20 protein-coding genes are annotated in these 20,470 nt (G+C 64.5%); 5 read left to right on the forward strand and 15 right to left on the reverse strand.

All coding sequences use genetic code 11. The features are described from left to right. Positions 1-187 precede the first annotated feature (187 nt). Complete coding sequence (locus tag QX108_RS08385) at positions 188-592, forward strand: BA14K family protein (RefSeq protein WP_315779824.1); 405 nt, start codon at positions 188-190, stop codon at positions 590-592. A 139-nt stretch (positions 593-731) separates the two neighbouring features. After that, positions 732-1,274, forward strand: a complete 543-nt coding sequence (locus QX108_RS08390) for a hypothetical protein (RefSeq protein WP_315779822.1) — start codon at positions 732-734, stop codon at positions 1,272-1,274. A 50-nt stretch (positions 1,275-1,324) separates the two neighbouring features. Here the strand turns inward: QX108_RS08390 and cyoB are convergent, their stop codons facing one another. The 13 genes from cyoB to QX108_RS08455 all read right to left on the reverse strand — a co-directional run bounded on the left by cyoB (position 1,325) and on the right by QX108_RS08455 (position 15,456). After that, positions 1,325-3,325, reverse strand: coding sequence for a cytochrome o ubiquinol oxidase subunit I (gene cyoB / locus QX108_RS08395; protein WP_315779820.1), 2,001 nt, complete (start codon positions 3,323-3,325; stop codon positions 1,325-1,327). 12 nt (positions 3,326-3,337) lie between these two features. Further along, positions 3,338-5,107: an SDR family oxidoreductase gene (locus QX108_RS08400; protein WP_315779816.1), complete on the reverse strand. Its 1,770-nt coding sequence runs from the start codon at positions 5,105-5,107 to the stop codon at positions 3,338-3,340. 166 nt (positions 5,108-5,273) lie between these two features. Then, positions 5,274-6,182, reverse strand: coding sequence for a flagellin (locus QX108_RS08405; protein WP_315779815.1), 909 nt, complete (start codon positions 6,180-6,182; stop codon positions 5,274-5,276). Between the two features lie 15 nt (positions 6,183-6,197). Further along, on the reverse strand, positions 6,198-7,955 hold the full coding sequence (gene flgK, locus QX108_RS08410; RefSeq protein WP_315779813.1) for a flagellar hook-associated protein FlgK: 1,758 nt from the start codon (positions 7,953-7,955) through the stop codon (positions 6,198-6,200). A gap of 24 nt (positions 7,956-7,979) precedes the next feature. Then, a complete protein-coding gene (locus QX108_RS08415) occupies positions 7,980-8,432 on the reverse strand; it encodes a flagellar protein FlgN (RefSeq protein ID WP_315779811.1) in 453 nt (150 codons plus the stop codon). Positions 8,433-8,448: 16 nt separating this feature from the next. Beyond that, the gene (locus tag QX108_RS08420; protein ID WP_315779809.1) at positions 8,449-8,718 is read right to left on the reverse strand and encodes a hypothetical protein; all 270 of its coding nucleotides are present in this window, start codon (positions 8,716-8,718) and stop codon (positions 8,449-8,451) included. A 2-nt stretch (positions 8,719-8,720) separates the two neighbouring features. Then, entirely contained in the window at positions 8,721-9,959 is a 1,239-nt protein-coding gene (gene flgE / locus QX108_RS08425) for a flagellar hook protein FlgE (RefSeq protein WP_315720929.1), read from the reverse strand. 22 nt (positions 9,960-9,981) lie between these two features. Next, complete coding sequence (locus tag QX108_RS08430; protein ID WP_315720930.1) at positions 9,982-10,644, reverse strand: flagellar hook assembly protein FlgD; 663 nt, start codon at positions 10,642-10,644, stop codon at positions 9,982-9,984. A 435-nt stretch (positions 10,645-11,079) separates the two neighbouring features. Next, positions 11,080-11,352: a hypothetical protein gene (locus tag QX108_RS08435; RefSeq protein WP_172134666.1), complete on the reverse strand. Its 273-nt coding sequence runs from the start codon at positions 11,350-11,352 to the stop codon at positions 11,080-11,082. Positions 11,353-11,586: 234 nt separating this feature from the next. Continuing rightward, positions 11,587-12,012 carry a flagellar export chaperone FliS gene (gene fliS / locus QX108_RS08440; RefSeq protein WP_172114876.1) on the reverse strand — a complete coding sequence of 142 codons (426 nt, stop codon included), beginning with the start codon at positions 12,010-12,012 and terminating at the stop codon, positions 11,587-11,589. Next, positions 12,012-13,727: a flagellar filament capping protein FliD gene (fliD, locus tag QX108_RS08445; protein ID WP_172114874.1), complete on the reverse strand. Its 1,716-nt coding sequence runs from the start codon at positions 13,725-13,727 to the stop codon at positions 12,012-12,014. The genes fliS and fliD overlap by 1 nt, the downstream gene beginning before the upstream one ends. A gap of 61 nt (positions 13,728-13,788) precedes the next feature. After that, entirely contained in the window at positions 13,789-14,613 is an 825-nt protein-coding gene (locus QX108_RS08450; protein WP_172114872.1) for a flagellin, read from the reverse strand. Positions 14,614-14,751: 138 nt separating this feature from the next. Next, positions 14,752-15,456, reverse strand: a complete 705-nt coding sequence (locus tag QX108_RS08455; RefSeq protein WP_315779804.1) for an RNA polymerase sigma factor — start codon at positions 15,454-15,456, stop codon at positions 14,752-14,754. 500 nt (positions 15,457-15,956) lie between these two features. Here QX108_RS08455 and QX108_RS08460 point away from each other — a divergent pair, with 500 nt between their 5' ends. The 3 genes from QX108_RS08460 to QX108_RS08470 all read left to right on the forward strand — a co-directional run bounded on the left by QX108_RS08460 (position 15,957) and on the right by QX108_RS08470 (position 18,438). Beyond that, positions 15,957-16,148, forward strand: a complete 192-nt coding sequence (locus tag QX108_RS08460) for a hypothetical protein (protein ID WP_315779802.1) — start codon at positions 15,957-15,959, stop codon at positions 16,146-16,148. A gap of 207 nt (positions 16,149-16,355) precedes the next feature. Next, complete coding sequence (locus QX108_RS08465) at positions 16,356-17,690, forward strand: hypothetical protein (RefSeq protein WP_315779800.1); 1,335 nt, start codon at positions 16,356-16,358, stop codon at positions 17,688-17,690. 22 nt (positions 17,691-17,712) lie between these two features. Then, complete coding sequence (locus QX108_RS08470) at positions 17,713-18,438, forward strand: formyltransferase family protein (protein ID WP_315780555.1); 726 nt, start codon at positions 17,713-17,715, stop codon at positions 18,436-18,438. 6 nt (positions 18,439-18,444) lie between these two features. On the opposite strand, the gene bluB is transcribed toward QX108_RS08470, so the two are convergent. Next, positions 18,445-19,101: a 5,6-dimethylbenzimidazole synthase gene (bluB, locus tag QX108_RS08475; protein WP_315779798.1), complete on the reverse strand. Its 657-nt coding sequence runs from the start codon at positions 19,099-19,101 to the stop codon at positions 18,445-18,447. Continuing rightward, positions 19,098-20,438, reverse strand: a complete 1,341-nt coding sequence (locus QX108_RS08480; protein ID WP_315779796.1) for a cobyrinate a,c-diamide synthase — start codon at positions 20,436-20,438, stop codon at positions 19,098-19,100. Before QX108_RS08480 ends, bluB begins: the two co-directional genes overlap by 4 nt. Positions 20,439-20,470 lie beyond the last annotated feature (32 nt).

A 20,470-nucleotide genomic window follows, 5' to 3' on the forward strand; every position in this document is an offset into this window, starting at 1 on the left:
GCGGCGCTGATGCAGGCAAGCTGATGCTCGAGACCAACCGCAAGCGGTCCTGATGGACAGAGGCCGCTGCGACAACATGGCGCCGCTGCGACGTTGTGCCCTCGATCGGGCGGCACCGTGACGCGGGCCGGGCAGTTGTGGCGAAACGTTGCTCCTCCTATGTGGTCGACGGAAAGGAGCAACGCAGATGGAACTGCGAAACCGTCTACCGGCCGCCATTCTCGGAGCCGTCGTGCTGTCGCTTGCGTCCCCCGTAGTTGCGGCTCCCCTGCTGCCGACCCATCCGGCCCCGCCATCGACATCGCATCCGGGCGAACCTCAGGGAATCGCGTACCGCCACTGGCGTGGCGGCCACGACTGGCACCCCGGCCTCGGCCGTCGTCACGGCTATCAATACGGCTACCGGCCCCATCACGAGAGCAAGGGCCCGGCCGTTCTCGGGAGCCTCGCCGCCGGCAGCGCAATCGCCGACAGTCGTGCGCAGGCGAGCCCGTCGGAGATCTCCTGCTCGCTGCGTCACCGGTCCTATGACGCGCGCTCCGGCACCTATCGCGGCAAGGATGGCCGCCGCCATCCCTGTGGCCGTCGCTGAAGTTCCGCGCGATGCCGGAGGTCTGGCATCGCGCGTTCCTACGACGAATGTGGCGCGACAATCCGTCCTCCGCGAAAACTGCAACCAAGCCTCGGTCGTTTAGTTTGAGCAAGACCCAGACACTCCGGGAGAAATCAGAATGATGACCTTCAAGGCCGCCGCGCCCCTCGCGATCGCCGGCGCGATCTCTTTGTCCACGCTGCAATCGGCCTCCGCAGCGCCGCTGATGTCGCTGTCGGCGGCGGCGAAGCCGACCGAGACCTCGAACGTCGTCCAAGTCGGTTATCGTGGCTGGCATCACGGTGGCTGGGGCGGCGGTGCGGCGATCGGAGCCGGCCTCCTGGCCGGTGCCGTGATCGGGTCGGCAATTGCCGCACCAAGCTATTACGGCGGCTATGCGCCCTATGGCTATGGCGGCTATCGCTATGCGAGCTACCCGTACGGCTATGGCGGGTATTACCCGGCCCACACCTATCGTCCCTATTACGGTGGTTATGGCTACGGCTACGCGCCGCGCCCGGTCTATCGCAGCTACGGCTACTATCACCACCCCCGTCCGTGGCGGCACAGCTACGGCTACTACCGCGGTCCCGGCTTCGGACATCATGGCTGGCACGGCGGGCGCCATTTCGGCCACCGCCACGGCCATGGCGGCGTGATCGGCGTGCATCACCGCTGGTGATGCGATGGTGACGTCGGTGCGGGCGGCTCCCCGCTCGCACCGATCGCCCGTCAGGCTCCGCCCGTCGCCTGCGAGAGTCCGTGCCTCGCTTCGATGATGCTCCGATCGATCCGCGCCACCTCCGAAGCCGGGATCACGTATTCGTCGTGATCGCGCCAGGCAAACACGACGAATGTCGCGAACGCCCCCATTGCGCCGAGCGCGACCATCCACCAGATGTGCCAGATCAGCGCAAATCCCATGATGGTGGCGAAGAACGCGCACACGAACCCCGTGGGGGAATTCCTTGGCAGCTCGATATCCTGATAGTCTTTTGTCCGGTTGTGGAGCTGCTGGTCCTTGGCGTTTTCCTTGATCCGCCAATACGCATCCTGCCCCGTCACATTCGGCAGCACGGCAAAGTTGAATACCGGCGGTGGCGACGACGTCGCCCACTCCAGAGAGCGACCGTCCCAGGGATCGCCCGTGGTGTCGCGAAGCTGCCCGCGGTCGCGGATGCTGAAGACGAGTTGGAGGATCTGCAGGGTGACACCGATTGCGAGCAGCGCCGTGCCGAACGTCGCCGCAGCCAGCCAGGGACGCCACTCGGCGACGTCATAGTGCTGCATGCGCCGGGTCATGCCGAGCAGACCGACAATGTAGAGCGGCATGAAGGTGGCGTAGAAGCCGATCAGGGTGAACCAGAATGCCGCCTTGCCCCAGCTCTCGTACAGACGGAATCCAAAGGCCTTTGGAAACCAGTAGGTGATGCCCGCGAACACGCCGAACAGCACCCCGCCGATGATCACGTTGTGGAAGTGGGCGACCAGGAACAGGCTGTTGTGCAGCAGGAAGTCCGCCGGCGGCACCGCGACCAGCACGCCCGTCAGCCCGCCGATCATGAAGGTGATCATGAACCCGACCGACCACAGCATCGGCGTCGTGAACCGCACCCGCCCGCCATACATCGTGAACAGCCAATTGTAGATCTTCACGCCCGTCGGCACCGCGATGATCATGCTGGCGATGCCGAAGATGGCGTTCACGTCGGGGCCTGCGCCCATCGTGAAGAAATGGTGCAGCCAGACCATGAAGGAGACGACGCAGATCGCCATCGTTGCCAGCACCATCGAGCGATAGCCGAACAGCGACTTGCTCGAAAATGTCGCAACCACCTCGGAGTAGATGCCGAAGGCCGGCAAAACCAGGATGTAGACCTCGGGGTGCCCCCAGGCCCAGATCAGGTTCATGAACATCATCATGTTGCCGCCGGCCTCGTTGGTGAAGAAATGGAAGCCGAAATAGCGATCGAGCATCAGCATCGTCAGCGTCGCGGTCAAAATCGGGAAGGCCGCAACGATCAGCAGATTCGACGCCAGCGTGGTCCAGCAGAACATCGGCATGCGCAGATAGCTCATCCCCCTGGTTCGCAGCTTGAGTACGGTGGTGACCAGGTTGATGCCGCTGACAAGTGTTCCCATCCCGGAGATCTCGAGTGCCCAGATGTAGTAGTCGACGCCGACACCCGGCGAATAAGTGAGCTCGGACAGCGGTGGAAACGGCAGCCAGCCGGTGCGGGCGAACTCGCCGACGACGAGCGAGACGTTGACCAGCAGCGCGCCGCTCGCGGTCAGCCAGAAGCCGACCGAGTTCAGCGTCGGAAACGCGACGTCGCGCACGCCGAGCTGCAAGGGCACCACAAGGTTCATCAATCCGATCACGAACGGCATCGCGACGAAGAAGATCATGATCGTGCCGTGAGCCGAGAAGATCTGGTTGTAGTGCTCGGGCGGCAGATAGCCGTTGGAGTGAAACGCTACCGCCTGTTGCGTGCGCATCATGATCGCGTCGGTGCCGCCGCGCAGCAGCATCACGAAGGCGAGCAGGATGTACATGACGCCGATCCGCTTGTGATCGACACTCGTGATCCACTCACGCCAGAGATACGGAAAATGTCCTTTCGCGAGCACCCAGCCGAGAACGCCGAGGATCGCGACCAGCACAAGCCCTGCGGCCACGAGTGGAATGGGCTGGCCAAGCGGAATGGCCGACCAATCGAGCTTGCCGAGCATGGCGCCTCCAGGTCAACGCGGGCTGCGACGATGAGAGGACCGCGCGGGCCGGCCTGCACGCACGATGAGAAGCAACGCGATGCCCCCGAGCCCGATCGCCAGCCCCATCTTGCTGAGCTGCCCGGCAGGCGGAAGCTGCTTGCGCCGAAGCCAATCGCCGCTCACCGCAGTCCCCGCCGGGATCGGCGCAAGCACGGCACCAGTGGTGCGCGGCGCGCCCTTGGCGCGTGCAAGCAGGAAGCGGAACACCGTGCTCATGAGGCGCTCCGTCGGGCGGCGTGCCAGCGCGTAGGAGATCTGGCCAAGCCGCGCCGGCCATCCGACGGCAACCTCGTCGCGCGGCGCACGAATGAGCTGCACGAACGTCTCGGCGACGTCCTCGGGACGATACAACAGCGGACCGGGATCCAGGTTGCGGCCGGACATGTTGGCGCCGTGAACGAAACCCGGCGTGTCGACCATGGCCGGGAACACGCTGCAGACATGAATGTGCTCGTGAGCAGCAAGCTCCTGCCGCAGGCTGGCCGAAAAGCCGCGCAGGCCGAACTTGCTGGCTGTATAGGCGGCCGCGAACGGAGTCGGCGCCCAGCCGCCCAACGAAATGTTGTTGATCAGGGTGCCTCGCCGCTGTCGCAGAAGGATCGGCAGCACGGCATAGGCGCCGTTCATCGTGCCGAGCAGATTGACCTCGATCGTCTTGCGGTGAAGCGCGATGTCCGCGTCCTGATAGGCGCCGAACACACCGGTGCCGGCGTTGTTGATCCAGACGTCGATGCTGCCGAATGTCTGCACCGCCTGCTCGGCCAGGCGCTGGACCGCTTCCGCGTCCGTGACGTCCGTCGCGACGGCGATGGCGCGCCCGCCGAGCGTCTCGCACTCAACGGCAACGGCCTTCAGCACCTCTTCACGCCGGGCTGCCAGCACAAGGCTGGCGCCTTCCCGGGCCAAAGCCAGCGCCGCCGCCCGGCCGATGCCGCTCGAGGCGCCGGTGATGACGATGCGGGTTCCCCGCAGGTCGCGCATCAGCCGCCGCGCCTCCGGCGACGAATCGAGAAGCCAGCCGAGCGACCGACGCAATTGCTGCGTACCGCCGCTCTCGAACCACCGGCCATGGGCAAACACCACCCGCTCGGGCGCCAGCGCGACCAGTCGCGCGGCCGCGAGCCGGACGGCACGGCCTCCGAGACGAAGCAGCAGCCGCAGATGGGCCGGCGCCTTGCCGTCCGGCGCCGTGATTCCGAGCATGTGAGCCGCTGTACGCGGCAGAATCCCCAGCCCCTCGGGCGCCAGGTTCTGAACCAGATCGGTCAGGATGAGCGTACGGCTTGGTCGATGGAACAGCTCGACCTCGGTGAACATCGGGGCGGAGATCAGAACCAGCTGAAGATCCGGGGACCACTCGTCCGGCGTGACATCGGTCAGCTCGCGGTCGATGCGCAGGCGGTTGCGCCGGATCTGGCGGCGGTCGGCAAGGCCTGGCGCTGCATACAGGCGCGCGTTCGGCAGAGCCGCCTGCCAATCCGGCAGGAACATCCAATGCGCCACGTTGGGCGCGACCAGATATTTGATCGGCCCGAGCTGCTCCAGCTCGTCGCGCAGCGCGTGAGAGAAGCGCGTCGGGGAGTGCAGCAGCAGGTCGCCGCTCGACAGGCGGATCACGGTCATGCGAATCGGCATCGGAAGGCCGGCGGCGCTGATGCGGCCGGCATCGGCGATCCAGAGGTTGTCCGCGACCGGCCGCAGGCCATGGCCGATCGTTCGTGGCTGAGTTGCTTGATCCATGAGAGGTCCGCCGACGAGTTGCCCGTCAACAAACCTCTTGGAGGCGGTATGGTTGCAATCGCCCCGCGCCAAGGCTCCCAGGATCGCGCGCCCGCCTAGAATCCGGCCGGCGTCGTCCCGCTGCAACCCGTTCCGCGCCCTGCCCTGCGGCCCCCCACCTACCGGTTCACCGGAGATAGCTTGCCAGATTGAGACTTTGGATCTTGGAGATCGCGGTATAGGACGCCGTGAGCTGCGCTTGATAGGTCGACAACTGCGCGGTCACCGCGGCGACGTCGACGCTGGTGAGATCGGTCGCCAGGCTCTCGGCGTAGCTTTTGAAGTCGGTCTGCTGCGACTTTGCGGTCTCGATGCGGGAAGCGGCATCGGACAGCTTCGCCTGGACGGTGGCCACATCGTCCACGGCCTGATCTGCAAGCGTCAGCGCCGAGGTGATATCGCTACCGGACAGGGTCGAGCTGTTCGCGACGAATTTCAGCACCCGCATGACCTCCTCGAAGGCGGAATTGTCCGCTGTCACGCCATAGGTGACCGACTGACCGTCGGAGACCCGCACGGTGGCAAGCTCGCTGTCACCCTGGTAGTAGCCGGTGTCGACGGTGGTCAGCGAGCCGGTTCCAGAAGCGAAGGTCGAGGTGTCGACGGCGGCCGTCGACGTTCGAGCCCCGCCGAACAGATATTGCCCGTCATACTGGGTGTTCAGAATACCGGCCATCTGCTCCAACAATTGTTGCGCCGAGCTGATGGCGGACGCTGTTCCCGTGCTGCTGCCGGAGCTCGCGGCGCTCAAGGCGGTACGCAACTGGCTGACGATATCGGACACCTGACCGACCGCGGAATACATGACCTGCACCTTGCTGTCGGCCAGCGTCGCGGCATCGATGTAGGATTGCGCCCGCGTGACCGACACCTGCAGATTGACCACATGCTGGGTGTCCGCGCCGTAGTCGGCCAGGTATCCCGACTTCAGCCCCGACGCTTCCTGCACCTGCAGCCTGGCCATCGTCGCCTGCGTCCGCAGTGCGCTGGCGATCATCTGGTCGGAGTTCGCGAAGGTCGCAACCCGCATCGTCATGATGAATGCTCCGAACTAGGTCGACTGCACGGCGCTGAGCAGCGACGAGAACATGCTGTTGATGACGGAGATCAGCTGCGAGGCGGCCGCGTATTTGTTCTGCAGCGAGCTCAGCCGGGCCGTCTCCTCATCGATATTGACGCCCGACTGCGACGACAGCGAGTTGGCATAGCTCGACTGAGCGGTGGATTTCGCGGTGTAGGCGCTCGCCGCCTGCGAGGCCTTGCTGGCCACGTTGGCAACGATCGATGCCGCGTAATCGGCAAAGGTTCCGGTGGTCGCGCTCAAGCCTCCGGCGGACGAGAAGCTGGTCGAGCCGGTCAGCTTGTCATAGAGCCGACTGATGACCGTCGCCGAGCCTGCCGTGAGCACCTGGCTGCCGGCCGCCAATGTCGCCGAGCTGTCGAGCGTCCCGGTCGGCAGGCCGGCAGCACCGCTGAGAATGCTGCTGTTCACGGCGAAATCGGCAGCACCCGAGCCCGTGACGAGATCGTTCATGCCGAAATAATCGGAAAAGCCGCTGCCGCCGATCGCGCTCGTCATGTCGTTGATCGAGATGCCGTTGGCCGACGACGTCGCGCTGATCGACAGATGACCGCTTCCATCGATCGAGGCCGATACGCCGGATATGCCGTTGAGCGCCGTGACCAGATCGCCCACGGTCGCGTAGGACGACAGATCGAGATCCTGGTAGGAGACGAGGCTGCCGCTCTGATCGGCCACGGCGATCCGGACCGTACCCGACCCCGACAGCGCCGTCGTGCTGCTGACGCTCGCCGATCCCGTCAGGCTGATTGGCGGCGGCACCGCCGATGCGCCGTTGGTGATCGAATTGAGCGCCGATTTCAACTGCGAGGCGAGCTGATCGAGCTGCGTCTGCACAGCCGGGAGGGTCTCGTCGCGCAGCGTGATCAGCGAGCCGATCTCACCCGATGTGATCTGGGACGTGACGTCGACGCCATCGACCAAGATGCCGCTGAAGCCGCCGGATGCATAGCTGGACGAGGCCGACACATTGGCCGACGCGGTATAGCTCAGCGTATGGGCCGAGCTGTCGACAAGCGCGCGTCCGGACGAGGTGTAGACCTGAAGATCCCCGTTCGACGCCGTGTAGTAGCTGACGTTCATGTAGGACGACAGATCCTGCAGCGCAGTGTTGCGCTCGTCCTCGAGATCGGCGGTCGACTGGCCGGACGCAGCCATCTTGCGGATCTCGACGTTGAGATCCGCGATCTGCTGGAGATCGTCGTTGACGCTCTGGATCGACGAGGCGATGTCCTTGTCGGCATCGGCCCGCAGCGCCTGCACGCCGCTGGACGTGCTGCGCAGCTGACTCGCAAAGTCGTCGAGTGCACTGACGACGGCCGATTGCAGCGAGACGCTGCTCGGTGAGCTCGCCAGCGACGACAGGGCCGATTCCAGCGACGCCAGCGAGTTTGCCAGCGACGTGCCCGTGGTCGACGTGCCGGAGGACGAGGCGCTGCCAAACAGCTGCTGCAGCTGCGTCAGGTAGTTGTTCGTGGTGTCGGCCGCGCCGAGCTCCGAATTGGCGCCGATCAGGGACTTCAGCAGCAGCTTGTCGACATTGCTCGAGATGCCCGTGATCGATACCCCGGTTCCAACGCCCGCGGTGACGTTGGCGATCTGGTTCGCGGACTTCTGTGTGTAGCCCTTGGTGTCGGCGTTCGAAATGTTCGACGACGCGACGCTGATCTGCAGCTCGGTCGTCGAGATGCCACTGAACGCGACCAGACGTGCTATATCGAGCGACATCGCCCTACTCCCGCTGGATGCCCATCACGCCCTGACATTGGTCCCGCATGAGGTCGGAGGCGCAGCGCGGCGTCCGCTGGCGCCATAGGGCGAGGCATTTGCGATCTGCTCGCGGATCGCCTGCATCACCGCCTCGATCCTGCGATTGCTCGCCTCGATCGCAGCCCGCAGCCGCACCAGGTTTTCGTCCATTGCGCTGCGCAGATCGAGAATGTGCTCCATGAGCTGCTCGCGCAGGACGCGATCCCGCACATCAAGGCTCGCCGTCTGCCTGGCGCAGTCGGCCACCCGCTGCTCGAACAGCCCAGCGAGCCGGTTCTTGTCGTCGAGCTGCTTGGAGCGTGAGGCAGGCAGGCCCTTGGCGAGCTCTGCATTCTCCTCGGACACCACCGCGATCAGCTCGTCGATCAGCGCGATCAAGGTCCTCACCTCACTCTCGCTTGCCGGCCGTCGGTCGGGTTGGATTGCCTGTTTCATCCTGTCGCTCCCAATCCTAGTTTTCACGCGGTGGCCGGCGGCTCGTCTGCGCGACCCGCGCATAGGTGTTCAATGCCGTCACGCGGACCGCGGCGACCCGGAACTCTTCCTCGAGCAGCGCGCATTCGCGCAGGAGCTTCCGGCGGACCGTCTCGATGTCGTCCATCAGCGCCAGTAGTCGCGCACGATCATCCCTGCGGGCACCTGCGGCGCGCAGCCTCAGCCGCCGCAGCTTCTTCAGCAGGATCTCGCCCTCGCCGAGCCGCTCCTTTATCAGATCGGCCATGCTCACCTCATCGACGAGATCAGGGTGTCGTACATCTTGTTGACGGCCGAGATCACCTGCGAGGCCGCAGAATACGCCTGTTGTGCCGAGATCATGTTGCTGAACTGGCCGGTCGTATCCGTCGTGCTCGACTCGAGCTCGCTGCCGTAGATGGTGCCCGCACCATTCTCGCCCGACGCCTGCAGGGTCGCGTTGCCCGACGTCGCCGTGGCGGTGTACATGCCGCTGGAGTGCGCCACGAGCCCGTTCGGATCGGAGAAGGTGGCCACCGCGAGCTTATAGATGGGAACGGTCTGGCCGTTGGAATAAGTCGCCTCGACCAGACCGTCCTTGCCGACCGCGATGCTGCTCAGCGTGCCGAAGGAGATGCCGTCCGAGTTGGCACTGAAATTCGAAACGCTCGGGGTCGTGCTTCCGGACGCCAGCTGGGTCAGACCATCGGTGCCGCCGCCGGTGGTTCCGAAGCTGAGCGTGATCGAGCTAGCAGCGGCACCGTTGTTCCAGGTGATGCCGAGATTGGTCGAGGAGACCGTGCTGAGCGATCCGTCCGAATTGAAATCGATCGTATAGGTGCCGCTGGTCACGGTGCCGTCCGAGGCGGTGGCGGGGGCGATATCGGCGGTCCACTCGTTCGCCGTCGCCGACTTGGTCCAGTTGACATTGAGCGTGTGTGCCTGCCCCAGCGAGTCGTATACCGTCATCGAGCTGCTGAAGGTGTCGCCGCTCGCGGCATCCGCCGGCAGATTGGCGGCAAGCGAGGTCTTGGTGGTGGCCCCGCCATTCGTCAGCGCCACCTTGGTGTTGACCGGCTCGAGACCGTTGCCGACCACGTTGCCGCTGGCGTCGGTACGCCAGCCTTCCAGATAATAGCCGTTGTTCTGGAGATAGCCGGCATTGTCGGTCGAGAAGGCGCCGTTGCGCGTGTAGAAGGTCTCGCCGCCGGCCGAGGTCGAGTTGGTGGCAACGAAGAATCCCGCCCCCTGGATTGCGACGTCGGTCGCGTTGGTCGTGGCAGCCAGCAGCCCCTGCTGGGTGATGTTGGAACGGCCGGAAACCGACACACCGCCAGACGAATAGGCCTTGGAGCTGCTCGACGCCGTCACCAGCTGCTCGAACAGGCCGGACGTGGTCTTGTATCCGGTCGTATCGGCGTTTGAGATGTTGTCGCTGATCATGGCGAGCGACGAGCTCTGCGCGTTGAGCGCCGAGATCGCCGATGAAAGGGCTCCAGAAAGACTCATGATTCTACTCCGAATGGTGCGGTCAGGAGGTGACGCCGATGATGTTGCTGGCACTGACCGGTACGCCGCCGACGGTGAGCGACGGCGTGCTGGTCGAGGTGTCGATGCCGGTCACCGTCCCCGTGATGGTCGTGTAGTTGAGGACCGAGTTGCCGGCCGAGTCGGTGGCAGTAACGGAGATCGTGTACTGGCCGCCGTCACTGAGCTGATTGCCGCTGGAATCGGTGCCATCCCAGCTGAAGGAGTTGCTTCCCTTGTTGCCGGTCCCTGTGCCGGTCCAGACCGTGCTTCCGGAGGAGTCCTTTATCGAAACCGAGACAGTCGAGGCGGCCGAAGAGAGCGAGTAGCCAAAGGTCGCGGAGCCGTTGGAGAGGACGGCGGTGTCGCTCTTGGCTTCGACAGTGTGGCCGATGTAGTTGACCGAGTTCAGCGTCACCAGGCTCGAGAACGAGCTGGCCAGCGAATTCATGCTTGTGTTGATCGACTGCTGCTGGGTGAAATTGGCATAGGACGTCATCTGATTGATGAAGTCGGTCACGCTGGTCGCGTTGAGCGGATCTTGGTTCTGTAGTTCGCTCACCAGCAGCTGAAGGAAGTCGCTCGAACTCAGCGTCGTTCGCGAGTCGCTGGACGATGAGGTCGATGAGGTGGTCGTGGTCGACGAGCTCGTCGCGGAAACGGTCATGGCAGAACTCCGGCTCTCGCCGTGACAAACGGCGGGACACAGCGCCTCCGATGGCGGTGAAGGCGTCTGCTGATCAAACGGCCGGAGCGCCGAATTCAGGCGCACAATTAGTTGGGCGAATTAGTTGATATGGCGGCAGAATTTGCCGCCGCGCCATTGGGCAGAGGCGGCAAAAATCGCCTGGTGCGGCGCATCGTGGTGATAGGCAGCGCGGCTCATCCGAGCGATCGCCTGGAAGCGACGGAATCGGGAATGTCGGACCGCCCGGCTGCTCTGGAGCGCCCAGCTGGCTGCGCGGCCACCGCATGAACGACGTCGCGTCGCCGCGATCATCGCGTCGAGCGCAACGCGCCGGATGCGGCAGACCTGAGCAAGTTCGATCAGTGAGAGGATGACGCGGGCGCGGCGATCAGGACAACGTGCCCGGCAGGCGGCTCAACCGGCCTGATGAGCGTCCGCAGAGACAGCCGTAGCCTCCTCCGGCGTTTCCCGGTTGGCCGCTGCCGCGATACGGGCGGCAAGACCGGCGGGCGCGCGAACCGGGGGGGACGACAACGCCTCACGGACAAGGCGGGCCTCGGAGATCAATTGGCCGGCCTCGGGCGAGGACGCGAGCAACTCGGCCGCGGCCTGACGCCGCTCGGCGGGCCATCGGGAGATGTCCTCTCCCAGGCGGTCGATCAGATCCTCGAATTCCCTGACGTCCATCGTCCGCTCGGTCCAGCGTTACTCCGTCCCTCTTAAAGTATTCACCCGGCGAACGAAATTGATATTGGCCAATTGTGACGAACGACCGCAAGCAGGCCGGTCAAAACCCGTAAGTTCCGGGAGGCGTATGCATGAAAGGCTGCACCGAATACCGCAGCCTTGAGACAATGCCGGCTGTTTCCGTTCGGTTTCGCGAGATTTCTGCAGCGCAACAGTTACGTGATTCGGCGGCTGCTACCGGCGGCTGGCCGAATCACCCGACATGCGCGCCCCGCGTGCAGCGGCGTCGACGGCGTCCCACGAATCGCGAAGCTCCAGCAGACCGGCCGTGATCCGCTGGAAGTTCTCGCGCATGTGAGGGCGACCATAGGCGCGCAAGGCGGCGAGGATCAGAGCGTTGTAGGTCGCGAACAGCTGGTCGGCGACCGCCCCGCCGCGATTGGGATCGAGATGCAGACTCAATCCGCGCAGGATGGCAATCGCGCGGGTCAGGTGCCCGTGCCCCTCCTCGAAGCGGCGCGCTTCCTGCGCCTGCAGCGACTTCTGGAGACAGCTCACGGCTCCGTTGAGGAGCATGACGACGGCCCGCAGCGGAGGCACCGCCACGGCGGCGCCGCGATAAGCCTGACTTGCAAATTGGGCCATTGAACTCTGGGTCATCAGTTACTGGAACTCGCGTTGAGGAGAGCTTTGAGGTAGGTCAGCATGTTGTTGGCGCTCTCGATGGCGGCCTGGTATTTCGCATATTGCGCCGTGAGCTGGGTCTGAAACGTCGCCGCCGCACTCTTGATGTCGTTGACCTTGGCCTGCAGCGTCTCGTCGCGGGACGTCAGATTGTCGATCAGCGTCTGCAAGGATCCGGTGCTGGATGAGGCGGTCTTCGCGAGCTGGTAGATCTGGGTGGCAAGCCCCTGTGTCGACGTCACCGTGATCGATTGCGAGGTCGAGCCGGTGTAGGTGAAGGCCATGCCGGCGTAGATCGTCCCGGAGTTGCCGACGATGGTGTTGCCGCTGATCGTGAACAACGAGCTGTCGCCGCCGACCGACGCGGCCGACAGATTGCCGGACGAATCCACCGTGAGATCGAGGGTAAAGGATTGCGGCGAGGTTCCAGTATTGACCACGCTGAGCTGGCTCGACGATGTCTTCGTCTGAGCCGACAGCAGCGTCGTCACGCCGCTGAGATTGGTGCTGAGGATCGTCGACAGCGTGCCGGTGTCGAGCTCGAGCTCATTCTTCTCGTTGAACGACAGGCCAAGGTCAGCCATCGTCAGGCCGCCGACCGAGGATCCAAGCACGGATTGCAGCGTGTTCATGATGTCGCGCATCGTGCCGTCGCCGAACAGAACCGAGCTGGACGAGGCCGTCCCATCCGAGTTGGTCGTCTGCTGCGCCAGAACGGCATCACGGAATGCGTTGTAGTCGGTGACGAAGGTCTGGAGTGCAGACGAGATCTGGCTCGTGTCCGTGCCGATGGTGATGTTCAGCGTGGCACCCGACGGGGTCGCCTGCAGAAGGTCGAAGGTGACGCCGCTGAGAACATCGGTGATGTCGTTGGTGTTCCGGGTCAGGCTGATCCCATCCAGCGTGAACTCCGCCGCCTGCGCAGTCTGGAGCACATTGGCGAAGGCACCCGAGCTGTCGGTCACTCCGAGCTGGTTGAGGATGTCGTCGCCGGACGAGCTGGAATAGGTGATGTCGGCTGCGTCCTGCGTGCCGGTCAGCACGAGCTGGTAGGAATTGCTGGAGACCTGAACGATCGATGCCTCGACATTCGTGGTGGAGGTCTGCGCATTGATGGCGTCGACCATGTCCTGCAAGGACATGCCGCTCGTGATCGTGATGTCGGCCGTGCTGCCGCCGGACAGGCCGAGCGAGAATGTGCCGGAATAGCCGAGCGCCGTGGTTTGGCTGGACTGCGCCGTTCCCGTCACCTTGTGGGCGGTGGCGATCTGGCTGATGGTCAGCGTGTGGCTGCCGGTCGCCGCGCCGTTGCTCACCGACATCGACAGAGCGGATGAGGCGCTGACGTCGCCGGTGGTGCTGATCGTGGCCGCCCGCGTCGCGAAGGCGTTGGTCGCGAGCGAGTTCACCATCGACGTCGCCAGTGACGACAGTCCCGATGAGAGCGTCTTCAGCGCCGTCTGCAGCGTCTCATAGGCGGTGATCTTGGCCTCGTTGGCCGTGATCTTGGTGGAAATCTGGGTCGCCTGGGTGAGCTTGGCATTCACCGCGGACTCGATCAGAGCGGTCCAGTCGATGGTGCTCGTGGTGCTCGTTCCCGATGTCGTGAGCGAACTGCTCGAGCTCGTCGATGATGAGGATGACGACGTCGTCGTGCTGCTCGTGCTCGAGGTGGCGCTGCTCACGGTCATTCGTCGACATCCTTTGAACGAGGCGCCGGACCGGCATGACGCCGGTCCGGCAGATCGCGGCTCAGCCCAGCAGCTTCAAGAGGTACTGCGGGATCTGGTTCGCGGCGGCTTCCGCCGACACGGCGGCCTGGGTCTTCACCTGGGCCGACGACAGCTTCGCCTGCTCGGATGCGATGTCCACGTCCTTGATCGCCGAATTGGCGGCCTGCAGGTTCTGCGTCTGCGTCGAGATGGAATCGGCGGAGAAGTTAAAGCGCGACTCCTGCGCGCCGATGTCGGCGCGGGCCTTCGATACGGTGTCGATCGCCGTGTCCAAGGCCGTCAGAGCAGCGGTCGCTCCGGTCTGCGTGCTGACGTCGAGGGCGGAGACGCCGAGCGTGCTGGCGGTGAGGTCCGACAGCTTGATGTCGATGGTGTCGGTGGCGGACGAGCCGACCAGCACCGAGACGCCGGCCGAGAAGGTGCTGGTGCCGTCGAGCAGGCTCTGGCCGCTGTAGCGCGTGCCGGTCGCGATCGAGGTGATTTCGCTGATGAGCTGCGAGAATTCCGACTGGATGTAGGTGCGGCTGGTCCCGACCGTGGTGCCCGACGCCGACTCCGAGGCCAGCGACTTCATGCGCGCCAGGATGTCGCTGATGTTGGAGGCGCCGCCATCCGCGGTCTGCAGGATCGACGTGGCCTGCGATGCGTTCGTCGCGGCCTGCTGCAGCGTGGTGATGTCCGAGGAGATGCGGGTGGAGATCGCAAGGCCCGCAGCGTCGTCGGATGCGGATGTGATGCGGGAGCCGCTCGACAACTTCGAGAGCGAGCTCGTCTCCTGCGCGGAGTTGATGTTCAGATAGCGGACGGCCGAGTTGGCGGCGACGTTGGTCGAAATTGCGGGCACGGTGAGGACTCCTGAATGATCGGCAAGACACGCCGCATCGTGGAAGGACTGACGGTGCGGATCGGCTCCGTCTGACCGATCAAACGGAAGCGCCTGAGGGAATCAGGCGGGAATTCTCCTGCGCCGGGAATTTTATGGTTAGCAATCCGTAAAGGCGCCGCGGATGTCGCGCTCATGACGGCGCAGCATCTCGCGCAGTTGCTGCCGTCCGCGCTTCAACAGCGACTCCACTGCGGCGACCGTCGTATCCATCACCTCGGCGATCTCGCCGTTGCTCATGTTCTCATGGTAGGAGAAGATCACGGCAATCCGCTGCTGCTCGGGCAGACGCTGCATTGCAGCTTCGAGAATGCTGCTCATCTCGGCACGCTCGATCACGCTTGCCGCATCGGGCTGGCCGTCCGCCACTTCGGGAACGACATCGACATTCTCGGTGCGTGGCTTGCGGCGGAGGTCGATGCAGCGGTTGCTGACGACGCGATACAGCCAGGTCGAGAATTTCGCGCGGCCATGCTGCCAGCGTCCGCGATGGGTCCACACCTTCAACATCGTGTCCTGCACGACATCCTCGGCATCGGCGGCATTGCCGACGATCCGCAGGGCAATGGCGTAGGCGCGGTCGATGTGACGCTCGACAAGAAGACGGAACGCAGTTTCGTCGCCGGTCGCAAGGCGATCCAGCAACTCCTTGTCCTCGTCGAACACCGCGGCCTCGGCGGCCGGCGCGCAATCCGGGACGGTGCTGGCCGACTCGCTCCATGGCACCGTCGCACCATCCACTGGTGCCGGCTCCTTCGAAGACATGCCATCGGCCGGGGCCCAGACGTCCAGCGCGTAGCTCATATCCGACTCTCCAACCCGCAATGCCGAAAGCGCAGCTCGCAGACGGCTTCCGATCGTTGAACGCTGCGACCGGAGCAAACAGGCGGAGTATTTTCGTTATTTTTCAAACTCTTAGCTGGAATATTTTGCCGGGAGCCGGGCAAAATCTGCCGCATGAGACTGACGCGATGGAGGATCATGGACGACGTGAAGCCGCAGGTCGGCATGGCTGGGATTCATTCCGGAAGACGAATTCAGCAGAAAACGCAGCTGCGACGCTTACTAACACGATCGATGACGCATCCTGCGGGTTCACAAGGCACGTCATTGCGTGGGACTCGAAACTCCCGCAGCGCTCGTCACACCCCGGCAAATTTTTCCGAATCACATCGACGAAATTATCGCATTTTTCGACTCTGTCAGTTGTCACGATGCAGATTCTGAATCTCACGACGATTATTTGCAGCTTTGTGCGCCTGATCTCGCAGGCTCATACGTTGTAGTTGCAGGCAGCAATGAGATTGAAAGCGCTCGACGTGATGCGTCGCGCGCCGAATTTTGCGCGCGCATTGCTGAATGTTTCGGAATGGTATCGCAACGATTCAGCAAGCGATCCTGTCGCGGCGCCGTGCAAGGACGATGGCCTGCACTGCACATTGCTTTTCAGCCTTATAGACAGGCGTTTTGGCGTCAAACCCGGTCATGCATCGTAAGGCATGATCGATCCATGCTGGGGCTAAACGCGGCATCTTGCCGTCTGCTGCAATGTCGATCAGGTCATCTGCAACATCCGGAAATGAAACACGCGCGCCCCGTGTCGGAGTAATAGATCACACTTTCCGCTTTCAGCGCCGACGACTTTGCGATCGGTGCGCCTGATTGGCTGCCGTGATCCGTTCTACTGTGCAGGAGGACCCGGCATGTCGCGACCAGACCCGAACCCCATTGATCATGATCCGGTGCAAGCCCTGCGGAGGCACGGCGTCAGGCTCGGCAACGAACAGGGACGCCGCCTGCAATGGCTGTCGCGAACGTTCGGCCCTCTCGTTCCCTGGAGCAACCTCCCGTCGCCGCGCGACGGACGCACCGTCGTCGTCATCGACCCGCCGACGGGGGCGGGCGCCGAGTTGCTCTGCCGCACGCTGACAGCTCGTGACGCCGTCGCGATCCCGTTCGGCGAAAATGCCGCATTCGATTTCCTGAAATCGAAGTTGACGGAATTCGGTACGGTGGGGACGTCGGCGGACGGTCCGCACGAATTATGGTGGGGCGGACGCGACTGGCGGCAGCCTCAAGCTGCGCGCGCAGCGGATGTGATGCGCATCGTCTCCTGCCATCCCAAGAGCGTCGGCGACTTGCACGTCTATCATCTCCGGAGGTCGCTGGAACGTCTGGGGCTGCCGTTCGAGATCGAGCCGGTCGAGACGCGTCAGCGCGATGTCGTCAGCGCGGCGGAGAAGGCGGATTTCATTCTGCGCATGAGGCGGCGGCATGGCGCTCCGCTGCTCTTCGTGGACGCAGGCGTGATGCTGCAATCCGTCCCGTCGCTGCCGCTCCACGCCGATTGCGACTTCGCCGTTCACAAGTGGAACGGCTGGGAGATGTCGGCGCGCACGCTCTACTTCGGACGGTCGCAAGCCGCCGAACAGCTGCTGACGATCTGGCGTGAGATCGCGTCGTCCCACCCGGATGTGTGGGACGGCTATCTCATCGATCAGGCCTGGAGCCTGGCTGCGTCGCAGATGCCGCTCGATACGGTCTGGCTGCCGCGCTCGTATCACGCGCTCGCCGGTGAGACTGGAGCGAGAGACGCCGCGATCGTTCATGATCTGAGACCGACCACCGCCGATCTCGGTCCGAATCCGGAGTTTGCCGAGATGGTTCGATCGGCGCGGCGGGCAGGCCGCGCCGGTGCTCGCGATCCCCTGCTCATCGTTCAATCGGACCAGGCCTGCGAACGGGCCATCACCGTGATCCTGCACGACGTCGAAGGCAGCAATGCGCGTGAGACGGCGGCGAGCATTCAGGCGCTGACCAGCGCGTTCACCAACGACAATGGCGGCTTCTCCCGTCTCGAGCTTTCACTCTGCTCCTGGCAACGGGACGTGCGGGTCGCCAGGGAGGCCGCGTTTCTCGCCGACAACAGGGTACTCGAGGTCGTGCCCGGGCAGCAGCTACCTCCCGACATGTTCCGCTCACTCACCGCTGGAGACGCCACGCGCCAACCGATCGGCATCGATGGCCGTGGACACTGAGCTCAACAAGGAATCCCCAACCATGCTCGACACGATCATCCTCCTGACCGGCAGCCGCGATCAGCAGCTTGCCCTGACCGAGCTTCTCAAGGCGCATAATCCGGCGCTCGCGTTCCGTTGCGCCGTCACCTTGCAGGACCTGCAGGCGATCGAGCATGACGTGCTCGCCACGGCCCGCCTGCTGGCCTTCACCACCGGCGTGATCGTTCCTGTCGACATCCTTCAGGCGCTCGGCCATGGCGCCTACAATTTTCATCCGGCGCCGCCGGACTATCCGGGCTGGGCGCCCGCTCATTTTGCGATGTACGACGGCGCGACGCGTTTCGGCGCCACGGCCCATGTGATGGAGGCCCGCGTCGACTGCGGGGCGATCATCGGCGTCGAGACGTTCGATATCCCGAACGGCGTGAATGTCCGAGGGCTGGAGCAGATGACGTTCGTGCGGCTGGCCTATCTGTTCTGGCGCATGTCGCGTGATCTCGCCTGCCACTCCGGTCCGCTCCCGGTTCTTCCCATCGAGTGGAGCGGAATCCGGAGCACCCGAAAGATGTATGCCGAGATGTGCAACATGCCCGCCGACATCGGCCCGGCCGAGATGCAGCGCCGCATCCACGCGTTCCACGACGATTTCCGCGGCATTCCGCTCACGGTCACGCTGCACGGCACGCGGTTTCAGCTGACGCCCACAGCACCGGCGGCCGCTCAGCCTGTCATCCTGGACGCGCCTGCGCTCGCGATGGCGTCTTGATCTGACCTAGCGCTTCAGCGGCTCGGTCGCCGTTCGATCGAGCCGCGTTTCCCAGCCGTGACGCTCCAGCTCGGGATCGTCATGCTCCTCTTCCGGCCATCCCACGCAGAGATAGGCGATCAGCGTCCAGTCGGGCGGCAGCTCGAGTTCCCGACAGACCTCAGCCGGATCGACGATCGACACCCAGCCGACGCCGAGACCTTCCGCACGCGCCGCCAGCCAGAACGTCTGGATCGCCGCGACGACGGAGTAGCGCAGCGTTTCCGGCATCGTCGCGCGACCGAGTCGATGACCGGTCGCGGCGCCTTCGTCGGCGCAGACGGCGAGGTGCACCGGCGCCCGCGCCAGCCCCTCGAGCTTCAGGCTCGCATAGAGCGCGCGCCGCTCGCCATCATAGCCCGCAAGCGCGGCCTGGTTGGCGCGCCTGAAATTCTCGATGATTGCGGCACGCCGGCCGGCGCTCTCGACCAGCACGAAACGCCAGGGCTGACAGAAGCCGACCGACGGCGCATGGGATGCGAGGGACAGCAGCTGTGTGATCAGCTCAGGACTTACGGCATCGCTGCGGAAGCGGCGGACGTCGCGGCGCCAACGCACGAGCTCGGCAAAGCGAGCCTTGAACGCAGCATCGAATTGCGGCGGCTCTCGCTTCGTAGCGCTCATGCGGCCTCCCCGCTCAGGACGTGCAGGAACGATCCCGTCACGGTCGTCCGCCTCGCACCACGCTCGGCGATCGCGCGGCCGGCAGCATCGCGACAGTCGATCAGGGGATCATCAGCTTCGCTCAGGATTGTCGCGTAGTGGAATTCGTGGCCGTAAACGCAGGCGCCCTTCCGGCCGAGGCTGCAGTCTGCCAACAGGGTTGCGCGGCGATAGCCGAGATGCAGGCGTCGCCTGGCGAAGGAGGTCTCGAGCGACAGCAGTCCGGCCATCGCATGCCGCGTGCCCCCGGCATCCTCCAGACCCGCTCCCAGCGTCATGTAGCCACCGCATTCGCCGTGAATGGCCACGCCACGCGCAGCCATCGCGCGCAGGCTGCCGAGGAACGACGACGCCGAAGCCAATCGTCCTGCATGGAGTTCGGGATAGCCGCCCGGCAGCCAGACTGCGTCCGCTGCCGGATCTGGCGCCTCATCGTTCAACGGCGAGAACGGCACGATCTCCGCGCCCTCAGCACGCCATTGCCGCAGCAGATGCGGATAGCTGAACGAGAACGCGGCATCGGATGCGAGGGCGATGCGCTGCCCCGGCGGCCTGATGCCGAAGCCGGACGTCGGCGCAGGACGGCCGCTCGCACGCATGGGCCGGGCGCATGCCAGCACCGCATCCAGCTCGACCGATGCGGAGATGGACGCCGCAAGACGATCGAGATGCGCCTCGATCGCCGTGATCTCCTGCGCCTGGACGAGTCCGAGATGCCGCTCCGGCAATGACAATTGCTGATCGCGCGGCAGCGCGCCCAGCACCTTGATGCCGACCGTTGCGAAAGCCGGCTCAATCAATGCGCGGTGCCGCTCGCTCGCGATCCGATTCAGGATCACCCCGGCAACGGTGACATCGTCGCGAAAGCGCGCGCAACCCAGCGCAACGGCCGCAGCCGTCTCGGTCTGGCCACTGACATCGAGAACGAGCACCACCGGCCAGCCGAGCAAAGCCGCGAGATCCGCAGCCGAGCCGCGCCCCGAACGGCCGGGCTGCGGCGCGCCATCGAACAGGCCCATGACGCCCTCGACGACGGCAAGATCGGCGTCGGCAGCGACACCGCCGACGAGCTCCATCAATTGCGGCACGGACATAGCCCAGCCGTCGAGATTGTAGCTCGTCCGTTGTGCCGCGACCGTGTGAAATGCGAGATCGATGTAGTCGGGGCCGCATTTGAACGGCTGCACATGCGTGCCACGCCGGACCAGCGCCCGCAGCAGTCCGAGCGTGACGGTGGTCTTGCCGGCGCCGGAACGCGGCGCTGCAATGATGATCCCCCGAGGCACCGTCGTGGTCATGGCCCGCGCACCGCTGTGTCCCAGGAAAATGT

The organism is Bradyrhizobium sp. SZCCHNR1002 (assembly GCF_032381435.1).
GTDB classification, from domain to species: Bacteria; Pseudomonadota; Alphaproteobacteria; order Rhizobiales; family Xanthobacteraceae; genus Bradyrhizobium; species Bradyrhizobium aeschynomenes.

What these genes read in the sequence shown, in the direction of transcription:
- fliS (WP_172114876.1), bottom strand. Translation starts at nt 12,012, where the DNA reads ATGACCCAGAGTTCAATGGCCCAATTTGCAAGTCAGGCTTATCGCGGC.
- flgK (WP_315779813.1), bottom strand. Translation starts at nt 7,955, where the DNA reads ATGTCGCTCGATATAGCACGTCTGGTCGCGTTCAGTGGCATCTCGACG.
- QX108_RS08385 (WP_315779824.1), top strand. Translation starts at nt 188, where the DNA reads ATGGAACTGCGAAACCGTCTACCGGCCGCCATTCTCGGAGCCGTCGTG.
- bluB (WP_315779798.1), bottom strand. Translation starts at nt 19,101, where the DNA reads ATGAGCGCTACGAAGCGAGAGCCGCCGCAATTCGATGCTGCGTTCAAG.
- fliD (WP_172114874.1), bottom strand. Translation starts at nt 13,727, where the DNA reads ATGACCGTGAGCAGCGCCACCTCGAGCACGAGCAGCACGACGACGTCG.
- QX108_RS08470 (WP_315780555.1), top strand. Translation starts at nt 17,713, where the DNA reads ATGCTCGACACGATCATCCTCCTGACCGGCAGCCGCGATCAGCAGCTT.
- QX108_RS08465 (WP_315779800.1), top strand. Translation starts at nt 16,356, where the DNA reads ATGTCGCGACCAGACCCGAACCCCATTGATCATGATCCGGTGCAAGCC.
- QX108_RS08420 (WP_315779809.1), bottom strand. Translation starts at nt 8,718, where the DNA reads ATGGCCGATCTGATAAAGGAGCGGCTCGGCGAGGGCGAGATCCTGCTG.
- QX108_RS08405 (WP_315779815.1), bottom strand. Translation starts at nt 6,182, where the DNA reads ATGACGATGCGGGTTGCGACCTTCGCGAACTCCGACCAGATGATCGCC.
- QX108_RS08480 (WP_315779796.1), bottom strand. Translation starts at nt 20,438, where the DNA reads ATGACCACGACGGTGCCTCGGGGGATCATCATTGCAGCGCCGCGTTCC.
- QX108_RS08390 (WP_315779822.1), top strand. Translation starts at nt 732, where the DNA reads ATGATGACCTTCAAGGCCGCCGCGCCCCTCGCGATCGCCGGCGCGATC.
- flgE (WP_315720929.1), bottom strand. Translation starts at nt 9,959, where the DNA reads ATGAGTCTTTCTGGAGCCCTTTCATCGGCGATCTCGGCGCTCAACGCG.
- QX108_RS08400 (WP_315779816.1), bottom strand. Translation starts at nt 5,107, where the DNA reads ATGGATCAAGCAACTCAGCCACGAACGATCGGCCATGGCCTGCGGCCG.
- QX108_RS08415 (WP_315779811.1), bottom strand. Translation starts at nt 8,432, where the DNA reads ATGAAACAGGCAATCCAACCCGACCGACGGCCGGCAAGCGAGAGTGAG.
- cyoB (WP_315779820.1), bottom strand. Translation starts at nt 3,325, where the DNA reads ATGCTCGGCAAGCTCGATTGGTCGGCCATTCCGCTTGGCCAGCCCATT.
- QX108_RS08435 (WP_172134666.1), bottom strand. Translation starts at nt 11,352, where the DNA reads ATGGACGTCAGGGAATTCGAGGATCTGATCGACCGCCTGGGAGAGGAC.
- QX108_RS08455 (WP_315779804.1), bottom strand. Translation starts at nt 15,456, where the DNA reads ATGAGCTACGCGCTGGACGTCTGGGCCCCGGCCGATGGCATGTCTTCG.
- QX108_RS08430 (WP_315720930.1), bottom strand. Translation starts at nt 10,644, where the DNA reads ATGACCGTTTCCGCGACGAGCTCGTCGACCACGACCACCTCATCGACC.